Annotated in this window: 16 protein-coding genes; 7 read left to right on the top strand and 9 right to left on the bottom strand. The window is 74.5% G+C overall.

Translation table 11 applies throughout. The annotated features are described in order from the left end of the window. Positions 1 to 63: 63 nt before the first annotated feature. The 3 genes from IFT90_RS14690 to IFT90_RS14700 are packed head-to-tail and all read left to right on the top strand — an operon-like array spanning position 64 to position 3,841. Positions 64 to 1,341, top strand: coding sequence for an acyl-CoA dehydrogenase (locus IFT90_RS14690; protein ID WP_192042963.1), 1,278 nt, complete (start codon positions 64 to 66; stop codon positions 1,339 to 1,341). Further along, positions 1,335 to 3,050: a bifunctional PIG-L family deacetylase/class I SAM-dependent methyltransferase gene (locus tag IFT90_RS14695; RefSeq protein ID WP_192042964.1), complete on the top strand. Its 1,716-nt coding sequence runs from the start codon at positions 1,335 to 1,337 to the stop codon at positions 3,048 to 3,050. The genes IFT90_RS14690 and IFT90_RS14695 overlap by 7 nt, the downstream gene beginning before the upstream one ends. Beyond that, positions 3,047 to 3,841: a glycosyltransferase family 2 protein gene (locus tag IFT90_RS14700; protein WP_192042965.1), complete on the top strand. Its 795-nt coding sequence runs from the start codon at positions 3,047 to 3,049 to the stop codon at positions 3,839 to 3,841. The genes IFT90_RS14695 and IFT90_RS14700 overlap by 4 nt, the downstream gene beginning before the upstream one ends. Positions 3,842 to 3,846: 5 nt before the next feature. Here the strand turns inward: IFT90_RS14700 and IFT90_RS14705 are convergent, their stop codons facing one another. Next, the gene (locus tag IFT90_RS14705) at positions 3,847 to 4,335 is read right to left on the bottom strand and encodes a glutathione peroxidase (protein WP_192042966.1); all 489 of its coding nucleotides are present in this window, start codon (positions 4,333 to 4,335) and stop codon (positions 3,847 to 3,849) included. A 119-nt stretch (positions 4,336 to 4,454) separates the two neighbouring features. Here IFT90_RS14705 and IFT90_RS14710 point away from each other — a divergent pair, with 119 nt between their 5' ends. The 3 genes from IFT90_RS14710 to IFT90_RS14720 all read left to right on the top strand — a co-directional run bounded on the left by IFT90_RS14710 (position 4,455) and on the right by IFT90_RS14720 (position 8,234). Beyond that, a complete protein-coding gene (locus IFT90_RS14710) occupies positions 4,455 to 5,417 on the top strand; it encodes a helix-turn-helix domain-containing protein (protein ID WP_192042967.1) in 963 nt (320 codons plus the stop codon). A 91-nt stretch (positions 5,418 to 5,508) separates the two neighbouring features. Next, positions 5,509 to 5,943, top strand: a complete 435-nt coding sequence (locus tag IFT90_RS14715) for a hypothetical protein (protein WP_192042968.1) — start codon at positions 5,509 to 5,511, stop codon at positions 5,941 to 5,943. A 116-nt stretch (positions 5,944 to 6,059) separates the two neighbouring features. Continuing rightward, on the top strand, positions 6,060 to 8,234 hold the full coding sequence (locus tag IFT90_RS14720; protein ID WP_199861888.1) for a choice-of-anchor I family protein: 2,175 nt from the start codon (positions 6,060 to 6,062) through the stop codon (positions 8,232 to 8,234). A gap of 249 nt (positions 8,235 to 8,483) precedes the next feature. Here the strand turns inward: IFT90_RS14720 and IFT90_RS14725 are convergent, their stop codons facing one another. The 3 genes from IFT90_RS14725 to IFT90_RS14735 form a co-directional block, all read right to left on the bottom strand. Further along, positions 8,484 to 9,407: a diacylglycerol kinase family protein gene (locus tag IFT90_RS14725; RefSeq protein ID WP_192042969.1), complete on the bottom strand. Its 924-nt coding sequence runs from the start codon at positions 9,405 to 9,407 to the stop codon at positions 8,484 to 8,486. Between the two features lie 371 nt (positions 9,408 to 9,778). Next, positions 9,779 to 10,207: a DUF4383 domain-containing protein gene (locus tag IFT90_RS14730; RefSeq protein WP_192042970.1), complete on the bottom strand. Its 429-nt coding sequence runs from the start codon at positions 10,205 to 10,207 to the stop codon at positions 9,779 to 9,781. 58 nt (positions 10,208 to 10,265) lie between these two features. Further along, complete coding sequence (locus tag IFT90_RS14735) at positions 10,266 to 11,651, bottom strand: AAA family ATPase (RefSeq protein WP_192042971.1); 1,386 nt, start codon at positions 11,649 to 11,651, stop codon at positions 10,266 to 10,268. Between the two features lie 102 nt (positions 11,652 to 11,753). Here IFT90_RS14735 and IFT90_RS14740 point away from each other — a divergent pair, with 102 nt between their 5' ends. Further along, complete coding sequence (locus tag IFT90_RS14740) at positions 11,754 to 12,752, top strand: hypothetical protein (RefSeq protein WP_192042972.1); 999 nt, start codon at positions 11,754 to 11,756, stop codon at positions 12,750 to 12,752. Positions 12,753 to 12,956: 204 nt separating this feature from the next. On the opposite strand, the gene IFT90_RS14745 is transcribed toward IFT90_RS14740, so the two are convergent. The 5 genes from IFT90_RS14745 to IFT90_RS14765 form a co-directional block, all read right to left on the bottom strand. After that, the gene (locus IFT90_RS14745) at positions 12,957 to 18,797 is read right to left on the bottom strand and encodes a GH92 family glycosyl hydrolase (RefSeq protein ID WP_371812331.1); all 5,841 of its coding nucleotides are present in this window, start codon (positions 18,795 to 18,797) and stop codon (positions 12,957 to 12,959) included. Between the two features lie 290 nt (positions 18,798 to 19,087). After that, complete coding sequence (locus IFT90_RS14750; RefSeq protein WP_192042973.1) at positions 19,088 to 19,993, bottom strand: NmrA family NAD(P)-binding protein; 906 nt, start codon at positions 19,991 to 19,993, stop codon at positions 19,088 to 19,090. Positions 19,994 to 20,194: 201 nt separating this feature from the next. Beyond that, positions 20,195 to 20,956, bottom strand: coding sequence for a hypothetical protein (locus IFT90_RS14755; RefSeq protein WP_192042974.1), 762 nt, complete (start codon positions 20,954 to 20,956; stop codon positions 20,195 to 20,197). After that, entirely contained in the window at positions 20,953 to 21,936 is a 984-nt protein-coding gene (locus IFT90_RS14760; protein ID WP_192042975.1) for an ABC transporter ATP-binding protein, read from the bottom strand. The genes IFT90_RS14755 and IFT90_RS14760 overlap by 4 nt, the downstream gene beginning before the upstream one ends. Next, positions 21,933 to 22,292 (bottom strand): GntR family transcriptional regulator, encoded by a 360-nt coding sequence (locus IFT90_RS14765; RefSeq protein ID WP_192042976.1) that lies wholly within the window; start codon positions 22,290 to 22,292, stop codon positions 21,933 to 21,935. Before IFT90_RS14765 ends, IFT90_RS14760 begins: the two co-directional genes overlap by 4 nt. Between the last annotated feature and the right edge of the window lie 103 nt (positions 22,293 to 22,395).

The following is a 22,395-nucleotide window of genomic DNA, read 5'->3' on the forward strand; positions in this document are numbered from 1 at the left end:
ACGGAGCAGCTGCTGCGCGCGCCTCCGTGAACCGCGACGGCGGCAGCGCCGTACATTCAGCAGATGCACCTCTCCCACGAGGTCGACCCCCAGTCGGCCACGGCTGTCGTCCGCGCCCGCCTGCCGCGCTCGGTCGCCGACTCCCTCGCCCTCGCCGCCGACCTGACCGGTCGAGGAGGTGCGGCGCCCGTCCCCGGGGCCGGCTCCACCGCTGACCTGTGGCTGGCCCTCGCCACCCTCGCGGCCCACGACGTCGGAGCGGCCCGGGCCGTCGAGCCGCACCTCGACGCGACCGCGATACTCGACCAGGCGCGGGAGGCAGGCACGGTCGTGCTGCCGGCCCGCGCCTCCTCGGCGGAGGGGTTCACCTGGGGCGTGTTCGCGGCCGAGGGCCCGGGTGCGAAGCTCGTGGCCGAGCCCGCCGAGCCCGCCGAGCCCGCCGACCGCGTCGACCCTGTCGACCCTGCCGCCGCCTCCACGACCGGCGGGGGTGCCGGAGACGCGGCCCGCACCTCCTGGACGCTCAGCGGCACCAAGCCGTGGTGCTCGCTCGCGGGCGTGCTCGACGGCGCGCTCGTGACCGCCTGGGTCGGCGACGAGCGTCGCCTGTTCGCCGTCGACCTCCGCCAGGCCGGCGTCGAGGTCGTGCCCGGCGCCTGGCACGCGCGCGGCCTGGTCGAGATCCCGTCGGGCCCCGTGACGTTCGCGTCCGTGCCCGCGACGCCCGTCGGGGAGCCCGGCTGGTACCTCCGCCGCCCCGGCTTCGAGTGGGGCGGCATCGCCGTCGCCGCCTGCTGGTACGGCGGGGCGGTCGGCGTCGCCGGCGCCCTGCTGAGGTCCGCGGTCGCCCGCGACCCCGACCCCTGGGTGCTCCGTGCGCTCGGCGTCGTCGACGAGCGCCTCGGCGACGCACGTCGCGCACTCGAGGAGGCGGCCGTCGCCGTCGACTCCGGCCGGGCGGTCGGGCAGGAGGCGCGGCTCCTCGCGAAGAGGACGCGCGCGACGGTCGCCCACGCGGCCGAGGACGTGCTCGCCGCCGTCGGCGGTGCGCTCGGCCCGGCGCCGCTCGCCTCCGACCCGGAGCACGCCAAGCGCGTGGCCGACCTCGAGCTGTACCTGCGGCAGCGTCACGCGTCGAAGGACGACGCGTCGCTCGGCGGCGCCGTGCGCGACGCGGCCGTCGCCGCGGCCATGCCCGAGGCCGTCGAGGTGACGCTCCCCGGGGGTCCCGCGGCGCCGGACGCCCCCGGAGCGTCACCTCGACGAGCCGCCGACGTCGGCGGAACCGTCGCCACCGCCAGCTCCGGCGGCACGGGCACCGCGGGGATCGCCCCGTGGTGAGCTTCGACGCGCGCGAGCCCGGCACCTCCGTGGCGACCTGGCGCTCCGACCCGCGCTGGGCGATGATGCCCGCGCCGCGTCCCCTCGACCCCGCGATCGTGCCTGCCGTCGCCGAGCCGGACGCGCCCGGCGCGTTCGACCTCGTCGGCGCCTCCGGCCCGGTGGTGGTCCTCGCCGCGCACCCCGACGACGAGACGCTCGGCGCCGGCTCGCTGATCGCGCAGCTCGTGCGGCACGGCCGCGCCGTGACGGTCGTCGTCGTCACCGACGGAGCGGCGTCGCACCCGCGCTCGACGTCGACGCCGGCCGGGTCGCTCCGCGAGCTGCGCCTGGCCGAGGCCCGCGCCGCCCTCGACGAGCTCGTCGGGCTCGGCGACCCTGCCGGACTCCGCCACCGTGCCGAGCAGAGCGCGCAGAGCGCCCCGAGCGCCCAGAGCGCCCAGAGCGCCCAGAGCGCCCTGAGCGCCCAGAGCGCCCTGAGCGCCCTGATCGAGCTGGTCGCCCTCGGCGTCCCCGACGGCGGTCTCCGCGAGGCCCGCGACGACGTCCACCGGCAGCTCGCCGACCTTCTCTCGGAGCGTCGGCCCGTGCTCGTCCTCGCCCCGTGGCGGGGCGACGGGCACCGCGACCACCGGGTGCTCGGCGAGGTCGCGGCGGAGCTCGTGGGAGGCGACGGGTCCGCGCTGCCGGACGCCCGCCTCCTCGAGTACCCGATCTGGATGTGGCACTGGGGCGGGCCCGACCACCCCGACGTGCCGTGGGACGCGCTCGTGCGCGTCGACGGAGGCGAGGAGGCGGGCCTCGCGAAGCAGCGGGCGCTCGCGCGGTACTCCTCGCAGGTGCTGCCGCTGAGCGACCGGCCCGGCGACGAGGCCGTGCTGCGGCCCGACTTCGTCGAGCACTTCGTCGGCGGCGCGGAGGTCTTCGTCGAGGCGCCCGCACCCGCGCCCGAGCCCGAGCCCGCGCCCGAAGATCCCCTCGAGGGCGGGCATTCCGGGTCGAGGGCGGGTCGCGCGGAACCCGCCCTCGACGCGACCGACCCGCCCTCGACGGACAGCACGCTCGCACTCGCACCTGCGCCTGAGCACGTGCCCGCCGACACGCTCGCGCCGTCGTTCGACGCGACGCACGCGCGCCGAGACGACCCCTGGGGCGTCACGACGCGCTGGTACGAGCGCCGCAAGCGCGCCCTCGTGCTCGCCTCCCTGCCCGACGAGCGCCTCGGCCGGGTGCTCGAGATCGGCTGCTCGATCGGCGTCGTCACCGAGCAGCTCGCCCTGCGCGCGGACTCCGTGCTCGCCGTCGACGTCTCGTCGGTCGCCGTCGAGCGGGCCCGCGCGCGCCTGGCCGCCCAGCCGCACGTGCGCGTGGAGGTCGCCGACGTCTCGGCCGGGCTGCCCCAGGGCGACCACGAGCTCGACCTCGTCGTGCTCGGCGAGGTCGGCTACTACCTGTCTCCCGAGGCGCTCGGAGCGCTGCTCGTCGACGTCGACCGCGTGCTCGCGCCGGGCGGCTCGCTCGTCGCCTGCCACTGGCGGCACGGCGCCGACGACTTCGCCCAGGGCGGCGACGAGGTGCACGAGGCGCTCGCCGCCTGGGCCCGCGACTCCGGCCTGACGCGCGTCGTCGGCCACGTCGAGGAGGACTTCCTCCTCGACGTCTTCTCGCGCGACCCCCGGTCGGTCGCGAGCCGGACGGGCCTCCGATGACCCCGCAGCCCGTGACCCCGCAGCCCGCGACCCCGCCGCGGATCGCCGGCGTCGCGGTCGTCGTCCCCGCGCGCGACGAGGCCGAGCTGGTCGCCCGGTGCCTCGCCTCGATCCGCGACGCGCGCCTCCTGCTGGCCGGTCGTGTCGCAGCGAACGGCTCCGCACCAGACGGCGCCGCAGGGCAGGGCCCAGACGAGGAGGTGCGGGTCGTCACCGTCGTCGTGGCCGACGACTGCTCTGACGACACGGCCGCGATCGCGGCCGCCGTGCCCGACGTGACGGTGGTCGAGACCCGCCTCCGCTCCGTCGGCGCCGCGCGCTCGGAGGGCGCCCGGGTCGCCTTCGCCCGGCTCGCGGAGCTCGGCGTCGCCCCCGACGCCGTCTGGCTGGCCGCCACGGACGCCGACTCGGCCGTCCCGCCCGCGTGGCTGACGTCGCAGCTCGACCTCGCCGACCGCGAGGGGGCGGACGTCGTCGTGGGCACGGTGCGCCCGGACTTCGCCGACCTCTCGGACGCGCAGGTCGCGGCCTGGTTGTCGCGGCACACGCCCGGTCGGCCGAACGGACACGTGCACGGCGCCAACCTCGGCCTCCGTGCGACGGTCTACGAGGCGGCCGGAGGCTTCGGCGAGCTCGACCTGCACGAGGACGTCGAGCTCGTGGCCCGCGCCCGCGGCGCCGGGGCGGTCGTCGTCGCGTCGGAGGCCGGTGAGGTCCTCACCTCGGGCCGCCAGGTCGGCCGCACCCGCGGCGGCTACGCCGGCTACCTCGCGAACGACCTGCTCGCGTAGCGCCGTCAGCCCTGCGGCAGAGCCGCCTCGATCACGCCGACGATCGCGGGGTCGTCCGGCTCGGTCGTCGGGCGGAAGCGGTGCACGTCGCCCGAGGGCGTGACGACGAACTTCTCGAAGTTCCACTTGACCTTCCCGGCCTTGCCCTCGGCGTCGGCCGTCTTCTTGAGCTCCGTGTAGAGGGGGTGCTCCGAGCGTCCGTTGACACGGACCTTCTCCATCATGGGGAACGTCACGCCCCAGGTCGCCGAGCAGTACTCGTCGATGGCCTCGGACGAGCCGAGCTCCTGCAGGAACTGGTTGCTCGGGAACCCGACGACGGTGAAGCCGCGCTCGCCGTAGGTCTTCTGCAGCTGCTCGAGCTTCTCGTACTGCGGTGCGAGCCCGCAGCGCGACGCCACGTTGACGACGAGCACCACCTTGTCGGTGAAGGCGCCGAAGCGGGTGTGCTCGCCGCGGAGGGTGGTCAGGTCGATGTCGTCGAGGTCGCTCATGGGCGCGACGCTACTCGCACACCTGACGAGCGACCTGCACCGCAGCACGACGCGCCTCCTCCCGTCAACCCCCTCTCGGCGACTTGTCCCGGCCTGTGTCTCCGGCCAAGATCAGAGGGATGTCCGCCGATCCCCGACGCCGTGTCCTGGTGGAGGCGCAGGGCGACGACGTCGACGGGGCGGCCCGGTTCTTCGGCTCGGGCTACGGCGAGGTGGGCGGCCTCCGGTTCGTCGCCTCCGACAAGCCCTTCCACTGGCGGCACACGACGCGCGGCGACGGCGAGCTGACGCTCCGCACGACGCACTTCTCCGGCGAGGTCACCGGCACCATCCAGCCGCGGGGCGAACGGATCATCCAGTGGATCGGCCGTGGCTCCGCCCTGATGGACATCGGGCGCGACGAGGTGACTCCCGAGCTCGGGCAGCCGATGCCGTTCCCCTGGGGCCGGCCCTTCTCGTTCCGCGTGACCGACGTCGAGCAGAACCTGCTGCACCTCTCCGACCGCGTGCTCGACGAGGTGGCGTCCGAGCGCGAGGACGCCTACCCCGGCTCCGTGCGCTTCGACCACACGGCCGTGATCGACGACGAGGGGCGCACCCGCTTCAACGCCGCCCTCCGCCACATCGCGCGGACCTACCTCGACGACGCGTCCGACGACGCGGTCCGGGCCGAGACCGCGCGCTACGCGGCGAGGGTGCTGCTCGACACGTTCCCGCACACCTCGCGTCGCCTCCCCGACGAGGTGCTGGCGCCGCGCAACGCGTCGCTCCGCGAGGCGGTCGAGTACGTCCACTCGCGCGCCCACGAGCCGATCACCCCGAGCGGCGTCGCGAAGCACGCCGGCCTCACGCCGCGCGGGCTGCAGCAGGCGTTCAGCCGGCACCTCGACACGACGCCGTCCGAGTACCTGCGGGCCGTGCGGCTCGACCGCGTGCGGGAGGAGCTCGTCGAGGGGTCGGCGGACACCGTGACGGTGGCCGAGGTGGCCCAGCGGTGGGCGTTCGCGCACCTGGGACGCTTCTCCGCCTCCTACGTCCAGCGCTTCGGCGAGTACCCGCGCGAGACGCTGCACCGGGCCTGACGGGCCTGCACCCGGCTCGCAGGAGGTGCGGGCGCGTACCGTGGGACGCTCAGCCCGTGGGACTTTCCCCCGAGTGAGCCGGAAGAGCCGCATGAAGCGCATCAGCTACGCCGAGGACCACCTGGTCACCGGCGACGACATCGCCGACGCGGTCCTGGCCTACGCCCAGGCCCTGGCGATGAAGGGGCGGTCGGACTCGATCGACGTCCCGGCGATCGACCGGAACGGCGCACCCCGGGTCTTCAGCATCCTCGTCGGGCCGGCGAGCCAGATGCTGACCTCCGACTCGCTCAGCGTCGACGAGGCCCGTGGCGACGAGATCACCGACGAGGGCCTCGTCGCCGACCTCGCGAGCCGCACCGCCGCGCTCGCCGGCCCGTCGCCCGTGTCGGTGCCGCAGGGCACCGACGCCGTCGACCTCGAGACGGAGCAGTTCGGCGTCCCCGATCTCGGCGGCGACGCGCCGGACGAGGACAGCGAGGGCGCCGAGGGCGCCGATGACGAGGGCGACAGCCCCAGCCGTTAACCCGACGGCCATCTCTGCGGCACGTGTCGTGCATATGGTCGTGGCGTCCCGACGCCCGACCGTCCCGAACGCACGACCTACCCGGTCGACCCGACCGCACCAGAGAGAGCTCCCGCATGCGCGCACGCCGCCCGGCCTCCCGCCCCACGACACCGACCTCCACACCGGCCGCCGCCTCGACCTCCTCGCGGGCCGCCCGCGTCCGGCGCCCGCTCGGCGCCGTCGCCCTCACCGGCACCGCGGCCCTCGCCGCCGCCGGCCTGATCGGCCTCTCGGCGCCCGCGAGCGCGGCCGTCGTCGCGGCCCCGATCGAGGTCTTCGCCGACCAGGAGGCCTTCGACCTCCAGCCGGTCGGCTCGTACGAGACCGGCACCTTCGACGCCAGCGCCGCCGAGATCGTCGAGCACTGGACCGGCCCGGCGCGGGACTCCTCCGGCACGACGCTGCACCGCCTCCTCGTCGTCAACGCGGCGGAGGCGGTCGTCGAGGTCCTCGACGTCGGCAGGCCCTCGGCTCCCGTCTCGGCCGGCTTCACCGTGCAGACCACCGGCGTCACGGCCGCCGACGGCTCCGTCGTGCCCGCGGGCGCCGTCGCCAACTCGGTCTCGGTGCGGGCCGACGGCCTCGGCGCCGTCGCCGTCGAGAGCGACGACAAGACCGACCTCGGCTGGGTCGTCTTCTTCGACGCAGCGGGCGACGGAGGCGCCCTGGGCGCCGTGCGCGTCGGCTCGCTGCCCGACATGGTCGCCTTCAGCCCCGACGGCGCCCGGGTGATCGTCGCGAACGAGGGCGAGCCCGCCGAGGACTACTCGGTCGACCCCGAGGGCACGATCAGCGTCGTCGCCGTGCCCGCGACCGTCTCCGCGCCCGCGCAGTCGGCTGTCAGCACGGCCGACTTCCACGACTTCGAGGTCGGCGGCAGCGCCGTCCTCGACCCCGAGGTGCGGATCTTCGGCGGCCGTGAGGACGCCGGCACGGTCACGCCCGAGTCGCCCCTGCTGTTCCCGGTGAGCGAGAACCTCGAGCCCGAGTACGCCACGTTCTCGGCCGACGGTGCGACCGCGTGGGTCTCGCTGCAGGAGGCGAACGCCCTCGCGATCGTCGACGTCGCCTCGGCGACCGTCACCGAGGTCGTGCCGCTCGGCACCGTCGACCGCGCGGTCGTGCCCTTCGACCCGTCCGACCGTGACGGTGCCGGCGGCGGCCCCGCGATCGCCATCGGCACCTGGGCCGGCGTCGAGGGCTACCTGATGCCCGACACGATCGCCAGCTACGAGGTCGGCGGCTCGACCTACGTCGTCACCGCCAACGAGGGCGACTCGCGCGACTGGGACGGCTACAGCGAGGTGTCGCGGGTCAGCGCCCTCGGCCGGGGCGGCGTCCCGCCGGTCTGTGCCACGTCGCCTGCCGCCGGCTCGCTGGCGCCCGCCGCGCTCGGTCGCCTCAACGTCACGACGGCGAACGGCCTCAGCGCCGACGGCTCCTGCTACGAGACGCTCTACACGTTCGGGTCGCGGTCGTTCAGCATCCTCGACGCGAGCGGTCAGCAGGTCTTCGACTCGGGCTCCGACTTCGAGGAGGTCACCGCGGCCGCCGCGCCCGAGTTCTTCAACTCGAACCACACGGAGTCGAACCTCGACGGTCGCAGCGACGACAAGGGCCCCGAGCCGGAGGGCGTCGCCCTGGGCGAGATCGACGGACGCACCTACGCCTTCATCGGCTTCGAGCGCGTGGGCGGGATCGCCGTCTACGACGTGACCGTGCCGACCGCCGCCTCCTTCGTGGCCTACGTGAACGACCGGGACTTCACGGCGCCGCCGGCCGACGCCTCGCCTGCCGCGCTCTCGGCGGCGGGCGACCTCGGGCCGGAGGGGCTCGCCTTCATCCCCGCCGACGACTCGGCGACCGGCGAGCCGATGCTCGCGGTCGGCAACGAGGTCTCGGGCACGACGACGCTCTTCGCGATCACGGTGCCCGCGGCGGTCGAGCCGCCCGTCGTCGTGCCGCCGGTCGACCCGCCCGTCGTGGTGGACCCGCCGGTCGTCGCACCGGGTGACGGCGCCGGTGCTCCGGGTGCGGGTGCGGGTGCGCCGGGCGCGGGTGCTCCCGCTGCCGGTGCAGGCGCAGGAGGCGCGGGCACGTCGACCGCAGCCGGCGCGACCCGGGACGGCCTCGCCTACACCGGCTCGGAGCTGGCCGCCTGGGCCCTGCCCCTCGCCGGCGGACTCGTCGCCCTCGGCGCCGTGCTGCTGGTCCGCGCCCGTCGCAGGGCGGCCCGCCTGCGCGGCTGACGCCTCCCCGGCTCTCACGAGAGGCCCCGGATCGACCTCCCCTCGCGGGCGACGGTCGATCCGGGGCCTCTCGCCGGTTCCCGGCCGAGGATCAGGGTCGTGCGTGCCGAGTGGTCCGATCTGGTCCCCCGCGACCGACAGGAGGACCAGATCGGACCACTCGTTGGACGGACGGACGGACTGGCTGGCGGACAGGAGGGGACGGCGCGAGGCCCCTCAGGCAGGAGGCGTCAGGCGCGAGGCGCGCCCTCAGGCCGAGGCGGCCGGCGCGATGACGTGCAGCACGCCGGGGGCGACCTCGACGGTGACGGGCAGCGGCCCGATGCGCTCGCCGTCCGCGTAGGCGACGATGCCGTCCCCCGACTCGATGACGACCTTCCGCACCCGGTGCACGTGCACTCGGGGGTCGGCGAGGTGCGTGCCCTTCGCGACCTTGAGGAACAGCCGCAGGAACTGCAGCCGCCCGAGCCGCTCCACGATGAGCACGTCGAGCAGGCCGTCGTCGAGGCGCGCGTCGGGCAGCACCGTCATGCCTCCGCCGAACGAACGCCCGTTGCCGACGGTCACCAGCGTGCCCCGCACCTCGCGGGAGTCGCCGTCGAGCTCGAGCCGGTACGAGAGCGGCCGCAGCCGCAGCAGCTCGATGAGCAGGGCGAGGTCGTAGCGGCGGCGGCCCTTGGGCCAGCGCAGGGCGTTCGTCCGCTCGTTGACCACGGCGTCGAAGCCGGCCGAGACGATGCAGCCGAACCAGGTGGACTCGTCACCGCGCGTCACCGTGCCCGCGTCGATCACGAGCGGTGGTCGGTCGAGCAGCGAGACGAGGAGGCGCGTCGCGGCCTCAGGGTCGTCGTGCGGGATCCCGAGGGTGCGGGCCATGTCGTTGCCGGTGCCCGTCGGCACGATCCCCAGCGCGACCGGCACCCCCACGACGAGCTGCACGCCGAGGTTGACGACCCCGTCGCCGCCCACGACGACGAGCGCGTGGGGCAGGGTCAGCACCTGCGCGCGCCCGGCCGCCGCGAGGGCCTCGACCGTGGGCTCGCGGAGGGGGACCACGTCGTGCCCCGCCGTGCGGAGCGCGGCGACGACGGCGTCACCGACGCCGTTCCCGCTGCCGGCTGACGCGGACGGGTTGATCAGCACGACGACGCGGCGGCGGGGAGTCGGTTCCATGCCCCGATCATGTCAGCGCGGGCGCCGCGCCGCCCCGGCGGCTGCGCCGTGCGGCTGCGCCGTGCGGCCCGCCCGGCGGCCCGGCGGCCCGGCGGCCCGGCGGCCCGGCGGCCCGGCGGCCCGGCGGCCGCGCCCGGCGGCCGCCCGGCGCGGCGGCTGGCCGCCGGGCCGAAGCGTCAGCGGGGCTCTGTAGGCGAGAAGGGACGCAGGAGGCGTGGGCCCACACCGTCCCCGTCCCTTTTCCCCGTCGCTCCAGGCCCGCGTCGGCGGAAGCACACTGCACCGGGAAACGAACACTGCACCGGGTCTAGACCCGGTGCGGTGTACGAAATGCGGTGCGGTGCCGCGCGACAGCGCAGCGGTGCCGCGCGTCAGCGGCGGCGGCGCTCCGCACCGATCGCGGTGAGCAGCAGCACGCCGCCGGCGACGAGGTGGGTGATGTCGTCGCCCAGGTTGAGCGCGAGGAAGTTGACCTCCGTGTCGCGCACGAGGAACCCGGCGACGCCGAGCACCACGAAGAGGAGGCCGACGGCCCCGTTGATCGTGCGGGCGGGGGCACTGCCGGAGGCGCCCGCGATGAGCAGCGCCGCGCCCGAGAGCACCCAGATGACGACGAGCGCGGGGTTGACGTTGAGGAACCCCAGCTCCGCTCCGGTCGTGTCGAAGAACGAGCCCATGTTCTCGGCGAAGAACCCGCAGGCGCCGACGAGCAGGATCAGCGTGCCGATGGTCAGGGCTGCGGCGCGGTTCGGCGACTCGCGGATCGTGGGCTCGTACGCGGCAGGGGTCGTCGTGGTCATCCCCCGATCATGCCAGAGCACCCGCGGCCGAGGTGCGGAGCGGCTCGCGCCGCGGCCCCTAGCTGGCGGCGTCCGGCGCCGCCGCGCCCGCGCCGTCAGCCGCGACGCCGCCGTCCGCCGCACCCACACCGCCGTCCGCCGCCGCGGCCGCGTCCTCCGCCGCGCGGATCGCGGGCACCCGCGTCGCCTGGCTCATGAACCGCCGCACGTCGAGGTCGACGATGATGTCGGCAGGCCGCAGCGGGCGGGTCAGGTAGAGCCCGTCGAGGGCGGTGATGCGGCTGAGCGCGACGTAGGTCTGACCGGCGCTGAACACGCGGGTGCCCAGGTCGACGATGGCGCTGTCGTACGTCTTGCCCTGCGACTTGTGGATCGTCACGGCCCAGGCGAGGCGCAGCGGGAACTGGGTGAACTCGGCCACCACGTCCTTCCGCAGCTGCTTGGTCGAGGCCGACCACGAGTAGGCGAACTTCTCCCACACGGCGGGCTGCACCTCGTGCTCCTCGCCGTCGACCTCGACGAAGACGGTGTCGCGCACCTTCGTCACGGTGCCGGTGGTGCCGTTGACCCAGCGCTGGTCCTGGTCGTTGCGGAGGAACATCACGCGGGCGCCGCGCTTCAGCTCGAGCGCCTCGTCGGCGGGGAACGTGCGTCCGCCGAACTCGCCGCTGACCTCGGCCTTGGCCGTGAGCACGCGCCCGGGCAGCCGCTCGAGCTCGACCTTGTTGATGCGGGTGACGGTGTCATTGCGGGTCGCGAGCGTGATGGCGGTGCCGTCGGTCGGCGCGGGTCGTGCCCCTGCTCCGTTCAGCGCGCCGGCGATCTCGGCGGTGACGCGGCCGTGGCGCACGGCGTTGAGCATCTCCTTGAAGTCGCCCTCGGTCTGCCGGTGGATGAACGCCAGCTCGTAGATGCGCAGCGACGCCTCCTGCCAGACGTGCGCGTCGAAGAACCACATCGACCGGTAGTTGTCGCGGAAGTACGCCCGCTCCTCGGCGTCGCCGGGCACCGGGGGCAGCTGGTACGGGTCGCCGAAGAGGACGACCTGCACGCCGCCGAACGGCTCGGACCGGCGCTGGCGGGCCTGGCGCAGCGAGCGGTCGATCGCGTCCATCAGGTCGGCGTTGACCATCGAGACCTCGTCGATCACGAGGGTGTCGATCGTGTTGAGCAGCTTGCGCAGCTCGCTCTTCTGCTCGATGTCGTGGTCGGCGATCAGCCCGATCGACAGCCGGAAGAGCGAGTGGATCGTCTGCCCGCCGACGTTGAGGGCGGCCACGCCGGTCGGCGCGCAGATGACGACCTGCTTCGACGTGTTCCACGACAGGTGGTTCAGCAGGGTCGACTTGCCGGTGCCGGCGCGGCCGGTGACGAAGATGTGCTCCTTCGTGTCCTCGATGGCGTCGAACACGGCCTGCTGCTCGGCGGAGAGGGCGACGGACACGGGCGGCACGGACCTTTCGGGCGGGGGAGGCGGACACCCAATCTACCCGCGCCTCCTAGGCTGCACGGCTGATCGTGACCTCGGCCGACCTATGCTGTGGACATGTCTTCGTCCGTGGGGGAGAGGAGGCGACCGTCGTCGTGGTGGCCCTTCGTCGCCATCTGGGGCGGCGCCGCGCTCTTCGTGGTCATCGGATTCGCCGTGACCGTCGTGGCGCTGAACGCGACCGTGTACAGCGCCGGCGGCTTCGCGCGCGGCTACCTCGACGCGATCGACCGTGGCGACACCGCCAGCGCGCTCACCCTCGCCGGCATCGAGCCGACGGGCGAGCTCGAGGACGCCCTGCTCACCGTGCCCTCGCTCGGCGGCCTCGCCGACGTGCAGGAGGAGAGCGAGCTCGACCTCGGCGACGGCACCCGCACCGTGACGCTCTCGTACACGCTCGACGGCACGCCCGGCCAGTCGCAGTTCGTCGTGCAGCAGGCCGGCACTCGCCTCGGCTTCTTCCGCGCCTGGAGCTTCGCGCAGACCCCGACCGCGACCCTCGACGTCACGCCGATGAACGACCCGCGCTTCACGGTCGACGGCCGTCTCGTCACCACCGAGAGCGGCGACGTCGCGACGCGCTTCGAGGTGCTGGCCCCCTCGCGGTTCGTCCTCTCGCACGAGAGCGCGTACCTCGAGGCGCCGACCGTCCCCGTGACGGTGATCAGCGCGGGGGCCACCTCGTCGGCCAGCGTCGCGACCGTGGCCCGCGCCTCCTTCTCGCAGGTGCTGCAGGAGCAGCTCGACACGATGCTCGACACCGACTGCGTGACCCAGCCGGTGCTGCTGCCCGCCGGCTGCCCCTTCGGGCGGCAGGTCGACGACCGCGTCACGGGCGAGCCCGCGTGGAGCATCGTCGCCTACCCGCAGGTGGCCGTGCAGCCCGGCACGGTGTCGGGACAGTGGCTCGTCACCGAGGCCGCGGGCACGGCGCACCTCGTCGTCGACGCGCAGTCGCTCTTCGACGGGCGCCGCTACGCGATCGACGAGGACGTCCCCTTCACCGTGAGCTACACGATGAGCATCGGCACGGACGACGTCCTGACCTTTCAGTAGGTCAGCCGCTCTCGACGATCAGGAACCGACTGGTCGGATCTCCTGATCCGTGCACGATCCAGGACGCTGGCTCCCCCTCCCGCACCAGGCAGGACGCATCTTCCTGAATGAGGAGAGAGCAGGACCGGACACGAGGAGGCGGCCCCCGCCCCGGTGGGGGAGGGGGCCGCCAGGTGGTGCACCGGCCGCGCAGGCGGGGTCGCCCTACCGCGCGGCGACCTCGTGCCGACGGCGTCGGCGGCGGGCCGCCTCGAGGGCGAGCACCAGCCCGCCGGCGGCGAGCAGCACGCCCGCGACCAGCCCGGCGTCGACGGCGGACTCGCGGTCGCCGCCCGTGTAGGCGAGCGAGCCGTCGTTCGAGCCGGGCCGCAGCGGGGCGCGTCCGGCGTCGGCGGCCGCCGTGTCGACGACCCGGAAGGCCGCCCGCACCGCCACCTGCGACGTCGCGCCCAGGGCCTCGACCTCGTGTGCCCCGGTCGTCGCGGCGGCAGGCACCGTGAACGACCCGCGGACGATGCCGTCCGCGTCGGCGGTCAGCGTGCCGAGCGCGATCGGGTCGCTGAACAGGGTCAGCGACACCTGCTCGCCGGGTGCGAAGCCGTCGCCGTCGACGGGGACGACCGTGCCCCGCGTCGCCGAGTCGGCCAGGACCCGGATCGACGGTGTCCACGCCCCCGGGGTGCCGGGGTCGCCGGGCGTGCCGGGGTTCCCGGGCGTGCCCGGGTTCCCGGGGTTCCCGGGATTCCCGGGGTCGCCGGGGGTTCCCGGCTCGTCCGGGCCCGGGTCGACCGGCGCGGCCGCGATCACCGCGGTCGTCGTCGTGGCCGAGCTCGAGCGTGCGTCGTCGGCCGTGATCGTCACGGTGTAGCTGCCGGGCAGCGCGTAGGTGTGCGCCCCCGAGACCACGCCGTCGACGATCGTCCCCGGCGTGACGACGGTGCCGTCGCCCCAGTTCACGAGCGCGGTGACGCCAGCACCAGCACCAGCGCCGTCACCGGCACCAGCGCCGTGACCGCCGCCGACGCCGCCCGTCACGGTCGCGAGCGCGCCCGAGACCTCGACGCCGGCCGTCCCGGCCAGGCCGGCCTCCGCGCCCGTGGCGACCAGCGCCTCCGGCGGTGCGAGGCGCGTGCCGTCCGTGGCGATCGCGAACACGTGGATCCGCCCGGCCGACCGCGGGTCTCCCGTCTGCGTCGGCATCGTGAGCGACACGGCGCGCCTCCCCTCGGGCAGCGTGACGGGTGCCGTCGAGTAGATCCCCGCGACGGCCGTGTCGGAGCCGTTCGCCCCGTTCGTGCGGCCGTCCGACGTCGCGACGACGACGTTCCCGAACGAGGGCGTGGTCACGCCGCCCGTCCAGTCGCCGAACTCCATCGGCAGCGGCTGCGTCGTGCCGTCGTCGAAGGTCAGCGTGCCGACGGTCTGCTGCGGCTTCTCGGTCGCGGTGCCGATCACCGACAGCTGCGTCACGTCGTCGCCGAGGTCGAGCGGCAGCACCTGGCCCTGCCCCGTCGCGTTGTCCGGCTCGCCCGCGGGGACCGCCGGCAGGTCGAACGTCAGCTCGGTGCCGGGCACGGCCACCTCGGTCCCCTGCACGAAGCCCCCGCCCGCCAGCGACGGCCGCGAGAACCCGTTGCCCAGGTAGTCGCAGTTCGCGGCCTGTCCGGGCTCGCCGAGGCAGACGCTGTCGAAGGCGTCCTCGAACGCCGGAGCGGTCCGCGAGACGACCACCGAGGTCGTCGTGCTCGCGGAGTCGGTCCCGTCGGTCGCGGTCACGATCGCCGTGTACGTCGCCGGGGCGTCGAAGACCCTCGCCGGTGCCGTGACGTCCCAGCCGCCGAGGGCCGTCGGGGTCAGGGTCGCCTGCTGCGGGCCCTCGCCGTCGAGCCAGTCGACCGTCGCGACGAGTCCGTCGGGCACGGCACCGGCGTCGCCGCCGCCGGCCTCGGGCGACCCCGTCGAGGAGGCGCGGGTCACGGTGGCGACCGCGCTCTCGAACGAGGCGCCCGCCTCGCTCGTCAGGCCCGGCTTGCCGCTGACGGTGAAGGCTCCGGCCGGTGCCGTCGGGTCGGCCATGAGCTCGATCTCGCTGAGCGTGGCCGCGCGTCCGTCGGTGGTGCCGGTCGTCGCGATCCGGTACCAGGTGAAGGGCCGCGGGTCGGTGACGGCGAAGGGCCGGGTCTGCAGCGCGGAGGGGAACGTCTGGGCCGCGCGCTCGTCGAGCGGCAGCCAGGTGGTGCCGTCGGTCGAGCCCTCGAGCGTCCAGCCCGTGGGGGCCGCGGAGCCGCCCGGCCCGTTCGTCAGCGTGTACCGCGACACGGTGACCGGTCCGGAGGCCGAGCGCCAGGTGACGTCGGCATCGGGCAGGTCGAACGTCGCGGCGGTGCTCGCGGAGTCGTCGGCGAGGCGGGCGACGTCGGTGCCGTCGCTCGCGCTGAGCACGCCCTGGCCCGCCGTGGTGGCGTCGACCAGCGCCGCCGCCGGGTCGGCGGGGTCCGGTGCGTGGGCCGCCCAGCTGCTCGGCTGCTCGCCCATCTCGAACTCGAGCACGCCTCCTCGGCTGATGCTCTGCTGGCTGAGCGACGCGGTGTCGATCGCCTCGCCGTCGAGGGTCGCCGACTGCACGTAGACAGCCTCGGTCGAGTTGCCCTCGGCGCGGACCGTGAAGTCCTTGCCGTTCTCGAGGTGGATCGTCGCCTCGTCGAAGAGCGGCGAGCCGATCGTGTACGAGTCGGTGCCCATCGCGAGCGGGTAGAAGCCGAGCGCCGAGAACAGGAACCACGACGACATCTCGCCGTTGTCCTCGTCGCCGGGGTAGCCCTGCCCGATGTCGCTGCCCACGAAGAGGCGCTGGGTGATCTCGCGGACGACCCGCTGCGTCGTGGCGGGGTCGCCGTTCGCCGCCGAGACGTAGGGGATGTGGTGCGAGACCTGGTTGCTCATGCCGAGCTGGCCGATCCGCACGTCGCGGGCCTCGACCATCTCGTGGATGACGCCGCCGTAGCCGCCCGGCTTGTCCGCCTCCTCGGGCGTCGCGTAGAACTCGGCGAGCTTCGCGTCGAGGCCCTCCGAGCCACCGTAGAGCGCGGCGAGGCCGGGCACGTCGAACGGGGCGTGGAAGGCGAAGTTCCAGCCGTTCGTCTCGGTGTAGGCGCCGCCCCACGACTCGGGGTCGTAGGTCTCGGCGGGCTCCGCGAAGGCGCCGTCGGCGTCGCGCGCCTGGAAGAACCCGGTCGCCGGGTCGAACAGCGTGCCGTAGTCGCGGGCGCGGTCGAGCAGCCAGGCCGACTCCTCCCTCAGCTGCGCACGCCGCGCCTCCGGGGTGGCCGGGTCGTCCGCGAGCTTGGCCGCCATCTGGCCGAGGCCGAAGTCGTTGATGTGGCCCTCGAGCCCCCACGACACGCTCTCGCCCGTGCTCGACGGCGTCCAGCCGAGGAACAGCGACTGGTCGAGGCCCTTGCGGCCGACGCCGCTCTGGGTCGGCTGCACGCTGGCGTTCTTCAGCGCCGCGTCGTACGCCTCGAGCGCGAGGTCGCCGTCGACGGCGCCCTTCACGTAGGCGTCGGCGAACGCGACGTCCGAGCTCGTGCCGGTCATCAGGTCGGCGTAGCCGGGGCTCGACCAGCGGGCGATCCAGCCGGCGTCGCGGTGCTGCTGCACGAAGCCGTCCATCAGCTCGCCCGCGATCTCCGGGTAGAGCAGCGAGTAGGCGGGCCAGACCGTGCGGTAGGTGTCCCAGAAGCCGTTGTTGACGTACACCTTGCCGTCCTTCACGGCGGCGTTCGTCGTCGTGTCCGTGGCGGTGCCGACGGTCGGGGCGACCGGGCTCGCGTAGCGGTAGGTCGGCGCGGCGGCCGTGCCCGTGTTCTCGAACTGCGAGTTCGGGTACATGTTGAGGCGGTACAGGCTGCCGTAGAGCGTCGCGAGCTGGTCGTCGCGGGCGCCCTCGACCGTGATCACGCCGAGGCGGTCGTTCCACTGGCGCTCGGCGTCGTTGCGCACCTCGTCGAAGCTGCGACCGGTGAGCTCGAGGTCGCGGTTGTGCGCCGCCTGCTCGGACGAGATGAACGACGTGGCGAGGCGGAGCTCGACGACGCCGGCGGCGCTGCCGGCCCCCGCGGCGGAGACGTCGAACGAGGCGTACCGGGCACCCTTCCGGTCGCCCGCGGCCGCGCCGACGGAGGTGGGCGTGCGGTCGAACTGGCCGCTGACGAACATGCGGGTCGCCCCGGTCGACAGGCCCGAGCCGCCCTCGACCCAGCCGGAGACCCGGCCGTCGGCGGAGACGGCGAGGGCGGAGTTCCCGGCGACCTGGTCGACGAGCACGCTGCCCGTGCGGGTGCCCGCGGCTGCGCCGTCGGTGCCCGTGCCCTCGGGGGCTGTGCTCTCCGGGAAGGCGAACCGCAGCACGGCGCCGTGGTCGGTGGGCGTGACGGCGGCCTCGAGGCCGCTCGTCGTGTCGACGCTGTAGAGGTCAGGACGCGCGATCTCGGCGCCGTGGTCGAACTGGAGGGCCCGGGCGGCGAGCGAGGCGTCGGGCGCGGTGCCGCCTCCTGCGGCTGCGTCCGCGGCGGTCACGGCCGTCGTCGAGGGCAGGATCGCGAGCTGGTTCCGGTCGCCCATCCACGGGCTCGGCTCGTGCGAGACGCCGATGCCCTGCAGGCGGGGCAGGTTCGCGTCGTCGTTGCCGCGCTGGTAGTCGTAGAGCCAGGTCTGGCTCGACGCGTTCGTCATCGGGGTCCAGAAGTTGAACCCGTTCGGCACCGTCGCCGCGGGCACGTTGTTGCCCCGGCTGAAGCCGCCGGTCGAGTTGGTGCCGCGGCGGGTGTCGACGTGGTTCACGAGGCTCGAGCCGTCGACCCGGGCGGGGGCCGGGTCGAGGTCGAGGTCGTCGACCCAGCCCTGGAACGTCGTGCCGACCGCGCCGCCGGCGTTGTCGTAGTCGAACAGGACGCGCGTCACGGTCTCGCCGGCGAGGTCGCCGAGCGGCACCCGCACCGAGTTCCACTGGTCGGCGTAGAGGATCTTCGACGAGCCGCGGTCGGCGGCCGAGGTGCCCTCGCCGTGGGCGTCGACGACGCCCTCGACGCCGCTCACGACGCGGCCGTCGGCCAGTTCGAGGTCGATCGCGGCGTAGGTGGCGGGGTACTGCAGGTCGCCGCCCAGCTCGGGGAAGATCCGGTACGAGAACTCGGTGTCGTCGCCGATCTCGAGCTCGAGGCCCTCGAACAGGACGTTCGTCGCCCGGCCGGCGGCGGCCGTGTGCTCGCCCGCGTAGCGCAGCGACTTGGTGCCGCTGAAGCCCGCGCCGGGCTTCATGTTCGGTCCGCTGACCGGGCCGCCGCCGACCACGGTCACCATCGGGCCGGACTCGGGCACGGCCTCCGTGCCGTCGCCGAGCGACCAGTCCGCGAGCTGGGTGAGGCCCGCGCCCGCGTTCTGCGTGATGTCGAGCCGGTACGCGTCGTAGGCGCCCGGTGCGGCGACCGCGTACTCGTTCGTCGCGCCCCGGCCCGTGAACGCCACGGCCGGCTGCGCGTCGAGGTCGACCCAGTTCGCACCTCCGTCGGCGGAGCCCTGCAGCGTGACCGCCCGCGGGTCGCGCTCGGGGGCGTCGTTGCCGCTCGTCAGCGACCACTCGGTCGCGGTCTGCGGCGAGTCGAGAAGGTAGGTGATCGTCGCGGTGCGCTGGAAGGCGAGCCACTTGCTGGCGGGGTTGCCGTCCGTGAGGTTCACGGCGATCTCGCCCGGGGCGTTGTCAGCGCTCGCCGAGGCCTCCGTCACGTGGCCGAGCAGGCTGCCGGGCGGCAGGCCGTTCGAGGCCTTCACGGTGCCGAGGTCGTCGGGCGTCGCGGGCGTGCTCGCGAGGGGCTGCGCGTCGTCCGCCTCGAAGCTGGTGCGCCAGTCGCTGCCGAGCACGGCTGCGGCCGCGCGCGCGTCGGTGCCGCCGCTGCCGCCCGCGGTGCCGTCGCCGCTGCGGCCTGCGGCGCTCGCGGCGTCGACGCCGACGAGGGCACCGGTCGCCGCCAGGGCCGTCGCGGTCACGATCACCCCCGCCCGCTGTGCTCGCGTGCGCCAGGTCGCCCCGGATCGCTGTGGTCGCTGATCGGTCTGTGAACGGCCTGACGCCATCGTCGTGCTCCTGCGGGTGATCCCGTGATCTGGGTGAGGCCGCTCGGGAGCGGCCGTGCATGACGGGGTACACCTGTCGTCGATGACAGCGCCGTCAGCTCGTCATTCCTATCGGCACCGTGGCCCCCGGTCAAGGGGCGTCCACTGGTTGCGGGGTACAGGCGACGGGTCTCGGGGGCGGGGCGGCGCCTCCTCGGCTCCGGTCAGGCGCGCGAGGCGACGTGCGCGGCGAGGACGTCGCGGGTCGACGTCCAGTCGCGTCCCTCGCCCCAGCGGTCGTTGTCGACGCGGCGCAGCTGGCCGTCGCCGGTGTACATGCTCACGAGGTACTGCATGCCCTGCCAGGCGGGGAACGCCTCGTCGGTCTCGCGCGAGAACCGGCGCATGCCCTTGCTCATCGCCGAGAGCAGGCCCGTCGTGCCGGCCCACTGCACGCGGAACGGCTCGCCCGTCAGCGACGACATCGTGCGGGCGAGCTCGCGGGCGGTGACGCGGTCGCCGGCCACCTCGACGTAGCGCGGAGCCGTGGGGTCGAGCGCGACGGCGGCCGTGACCGCGGCGGTGTCGTCCTTCGAGGTGAAGTCGAGCACCTGGTCGGCGTCCGACCAGAACAGCACCAGCTTGCGGTCGGCCAGCACGATGGGCGCCTGTCCGGTGAGCATGTCGGCGAACGCCCCGTTCAGCACCGAGGAGGCGCGGATCGGAGAGGCGTCGAGCACGCCCGCGAACTCCCGCCGGAACTCGAGGTTCCGGTTCGACCGCGGCGGCAGGGACCGGTAGTCGGCCGAGTAGTCGGACGGCACGAAGCGCGGCACGCCCTCGGCGACCGCGGCCTCGAGCAGCGCGGTCTGAGCGTCGACGATCACGTCGCGCACCCCGCTGACGGTCGACACGACGACGTCGACGCCACGGACCGCGTCGCGCAGCGCCGCCGGGTCCCCGTAGGAGGCGCGGGTCACGACCACGCCCTCCGTCCCGTCGAACAGGCGGTCGGCCGAGCTGCTCGCGGGGCGGGTGAGCACGCGGACGTCGGCGCCCCGGGCGAGCAGCTCGCGGACGACGCGGCGACCGAGGTCTCCGGTCGCTCCGGCGACGAGGACTGTGGGCATGGAGGGCTCCTGACGTGGGTCCTCCATCAGTACGCGCCCCGCGCCTCCTCCGCCTGTGCGCGCTGCGCCGCGCCGCGCCTGCGGCTGCGGCTGCCGCCCGCCGGAACCCGCGCACACCCTCGAGACCCGCGCACACCCGCGCTCGCGCGGAGGGGTGTGCGCGGGTGCGGCGGGTGTGCGCGGTGCGCGGCGCGGCGACGGCTATCGGACGGAGGCGCGGCGCAGGAACGCGAACGTCCCCGCGATCGACAGCCCGGTCAGCGCGACGGCCGCGACGGCCAGCCACCAGGGGCGGAACGCCTCGGCGACCGCGGCGAACGAGGGAACCGTGGCGAGCACGACGACCGCGATCACGGCGACGGCGGTCACGCTGATCGCCAGCGGCCCGCGCGGCCCGAACCGCAGCCAGGAGGCGCCGAACACCCCGCCGACGGACAGCGCGAGCCACGACCCGAGGAAGGCGACCACGGTGAGCACGAGCGGGTCGGCTGCCCCCAGCACGTTCACGTCGAAGACGTAGAACCCGCCGAACCAGTGGCCCGTGAGCAGCTCGAGCCCGAGCATCCCGACGAACACCGCGGTGAGGAACAGCGCGGTCAGGGCATGCGTCGCGGCCGTGCCGAGCGCGAAGTCGCGCCGGGTCGTGCCGAGGGCGGCTGCCAGCGGGAACGTCGACGCGACCGTCGCGACGCCCATCGCGACGAGGTAGCCGCTCAGCGCCCAGGCGACGCCCGGGTTCTGACGTGCTCCCGCGGCGTACGTGATCGTGCCGACGTCGACGCCCGCCCGCTGGATCGCGAGCTGGATGACGATCGACACCACGAGGGTCACGCCGATGACGAACAGCGGCACGAGCAGCAGGTTCAGGCGGCGGGCGAAGTGCAGGCGGACGACGGGCGCGATGCGGGAGGCGGCGCGCGCCTCCTCGGGTCGGCTGCGGGCGGTGAGCGGTGCGGTGGTCACGAGCGGGCTCCTTCCGGGGCGGTGCGGGGGGCGGCGTCGGCGGTCGGTCCGCCGAGGCCACCGCCGTCGAGGTCGTCGCCGTCGTCGGCGTGGTGGACGGCCGAGGAGGCGGCGCTCGCGGCGCCGAGGGCGGCCACGACCTGCTGCAGGCCGACGGGCGAGAGCTCGACGCCCGCTGCTGCGGCGTCGGCGCGGACCCGCTCGTCGGCGGCCCCCTCGACCACGGCCGTGGTGAGCCCGCCGATGCCGTGGCTGCTGAGCACGGTCCGCCCCGCGAGGAACGCGGTGACCGACCGGGTCGTGCCGGCGACCGAGTACGCCGAGGCGCGGGCGTCGTCGACGTCGCAGTCGAGCCGCACCTGCCCCTGGTCGAGCACGACGACGTGCTCGAGCAGCGACTCCATCTCGTCGATGAGGTGCGTCGACAGCAGGATCGTGCGGGGGTGCTCGGAGTAGTCGGCGAGGAGGCGGTCGTAGAAGAGCTGCCGGGCGGTCGCGTCGAGGCCGAGGTACGGCTCGTCGAAGATCGTCAGCGGCGCGCGGGACGCGACGCCGATGACGATCGCGACGGCCGAGGCCTGTCCGCGCGACATCTTCTTCACCGGCGTCTTCTCGGGCACCCGCAGGTCGGCGGCGAGGGAGCGGGCCAGCTCGGCGTCCCAGCCGCGGTGGAACGCGGGCCCGACGGCGAGCACCTCGCGCAGGCGGAAGTCGTCGGGCCAGCGCTGGTCGTCCTTGACGAACGAGGTGCGGGAGGCCACGCGGGAGTCGTCGGCGGGGTCGTGCCCGAAGACGCGCACCCGGCCGCCGGAGGGGCGCTCCTGCCCGGCGACGACGGACAGGGTCGTGGTCTTGCCGGCACCGTTGCGGCCCAGCAGGCCGCAGATCGTGTCCTGCTCGACGTCGAACGAGACGTCGGTGAGGGCGTCGGTCGATCCGTAGCGGCGCGAGAGGTCGGTGATCTCGATCGCAGTGGTCATGGTGCGGTCTCCTGATCGATCATGCGCCGCAGGTGGGCGGCGTCGATGCCGAGGGCGGCTGCCTCGAGCACCAGGGGTCGGACGTACTCGGCCGCGAACGCCGCGCGGCGCTGCTCGGCGAGGCGCTCGCGGGCGCCCTCGGCGACGAACATGCCGATGCCGCGGCGCTTGTAGAGCACGCCGCGGTCCACCAGCAGGTTGACCGCCTTGCCGGCGGTGGCGGGGTTGATCCGGTAGAACGCGGCGAACTCGTTCGTCGAGGCGACCTGGTCGCCCTCGGCGTACGTGCCCGAGAGCACGTCGCCCGCGATGCGGTCGGCGAGCTGCTGGAAGATGGGCGTCCCGTCGTCGAACACGTCGCCTCCTTCGTCCCGGCTGGTGCATTGGTTAATTGGTTCAGTAATGAACCTAGGAGGCGCCGCTCCCGCTGTCAAGGGACCATCGCCTCCTCGTCCCGTC

The organism is Frigoribacterium sp. CFBP 8766 (assembly GCF_014841435.1).
Lineage (GTDB): Bacteria > Actinomycetota > Actinomycetes > Actinomycetales > Microbacteriaceae > Frigoribacterium.

What these genes read in the sequence shown, in the direction of transcription:
- IFT90_RS14690 (WP_192042963.1), top strand. Translation starts at nt 64, where the DNA reads ATGCACCTCTCCCACGAGGTCGACCCCCAGTCGGCCACGGCTGTCGTC.
- IFT90_RS14700 (WP_192042965.1), top strand. Translation starts at nt 3,047, where the DNA reads ATGACCCCGCAGCCCGTGACCCCGCAGCCCGCGACCCCGCCGCGGATC.
- IFT90_RS14705 (WP_192042966.1), bottom strand. Translation starts at nt 4,335, where the DNA reads ATGAGCGACCTCGACGACATCGACCTGACCACCCTCCGCGGCGAGCAC.
- IFT90_RS14710 (WP_192042967.1), top strand. Translation starts at nt 4,455, where the DNA reads ATGTCCGCCGATCCCCGACGCCGTGTCCTGGTGGAGGCGCAGGGCGAC.
- IFT90_RS14715 (WP_192042968.1), top strand. Translation starts at nt 5,509, where the DNA reads ATGAAGCGCATCAGCTACGCCGAGGACCACCTGGTCACCGGCGACGAC.
- IFT90_RS14720 (WP_199861888.1), top strand. Translation starts at nt 6,060, where the DNA reads ATGCGCGCACGCCGCCCGGCCTCCCGCCCCACGACACCGACCTCCACA.
- IFT90_RS14725 (WP_192042969.1), bottom strand. Translation starts at nt 9,407, where the DNA reads ATGGAACCGACTCCCCGCCGCCGCGTCGTCGTGCTGATCAACCCGTCC.
- IFT90_RS14730 (WP_192042970.1), bottom strand. Translation starts at nt 10,207, where the DNA reads ATGACCACGACGACCCCTGCCGCGTACGAGCCCACGATCCGCGAGTCG.
- IFT90_RS14740 (WP_192042972.1), top strand. Translation starts at nt 11,754, where the DNA reads ATGTCTTCGTCCGTGGGGGAGAGGAGGCGACCGTCGTCGTGGTGGCCC.
- IFT90_RS14750 (WP_192042973.1), bottom strand. Translation starts at nt 19,993, where the DNA reads ATGCCCACAGTCCTCGTCGCCGGAGCGACCGGAGACCTCGGTCGCCGC.
- IFT90_RS14760 (WP_192042975.1), bottom strand. Translation starts at nt 21,936, where the DNA reads ATGACCACTGCGATCGAGATCACCGACCTCTCGCGCCGCTACGGATCG.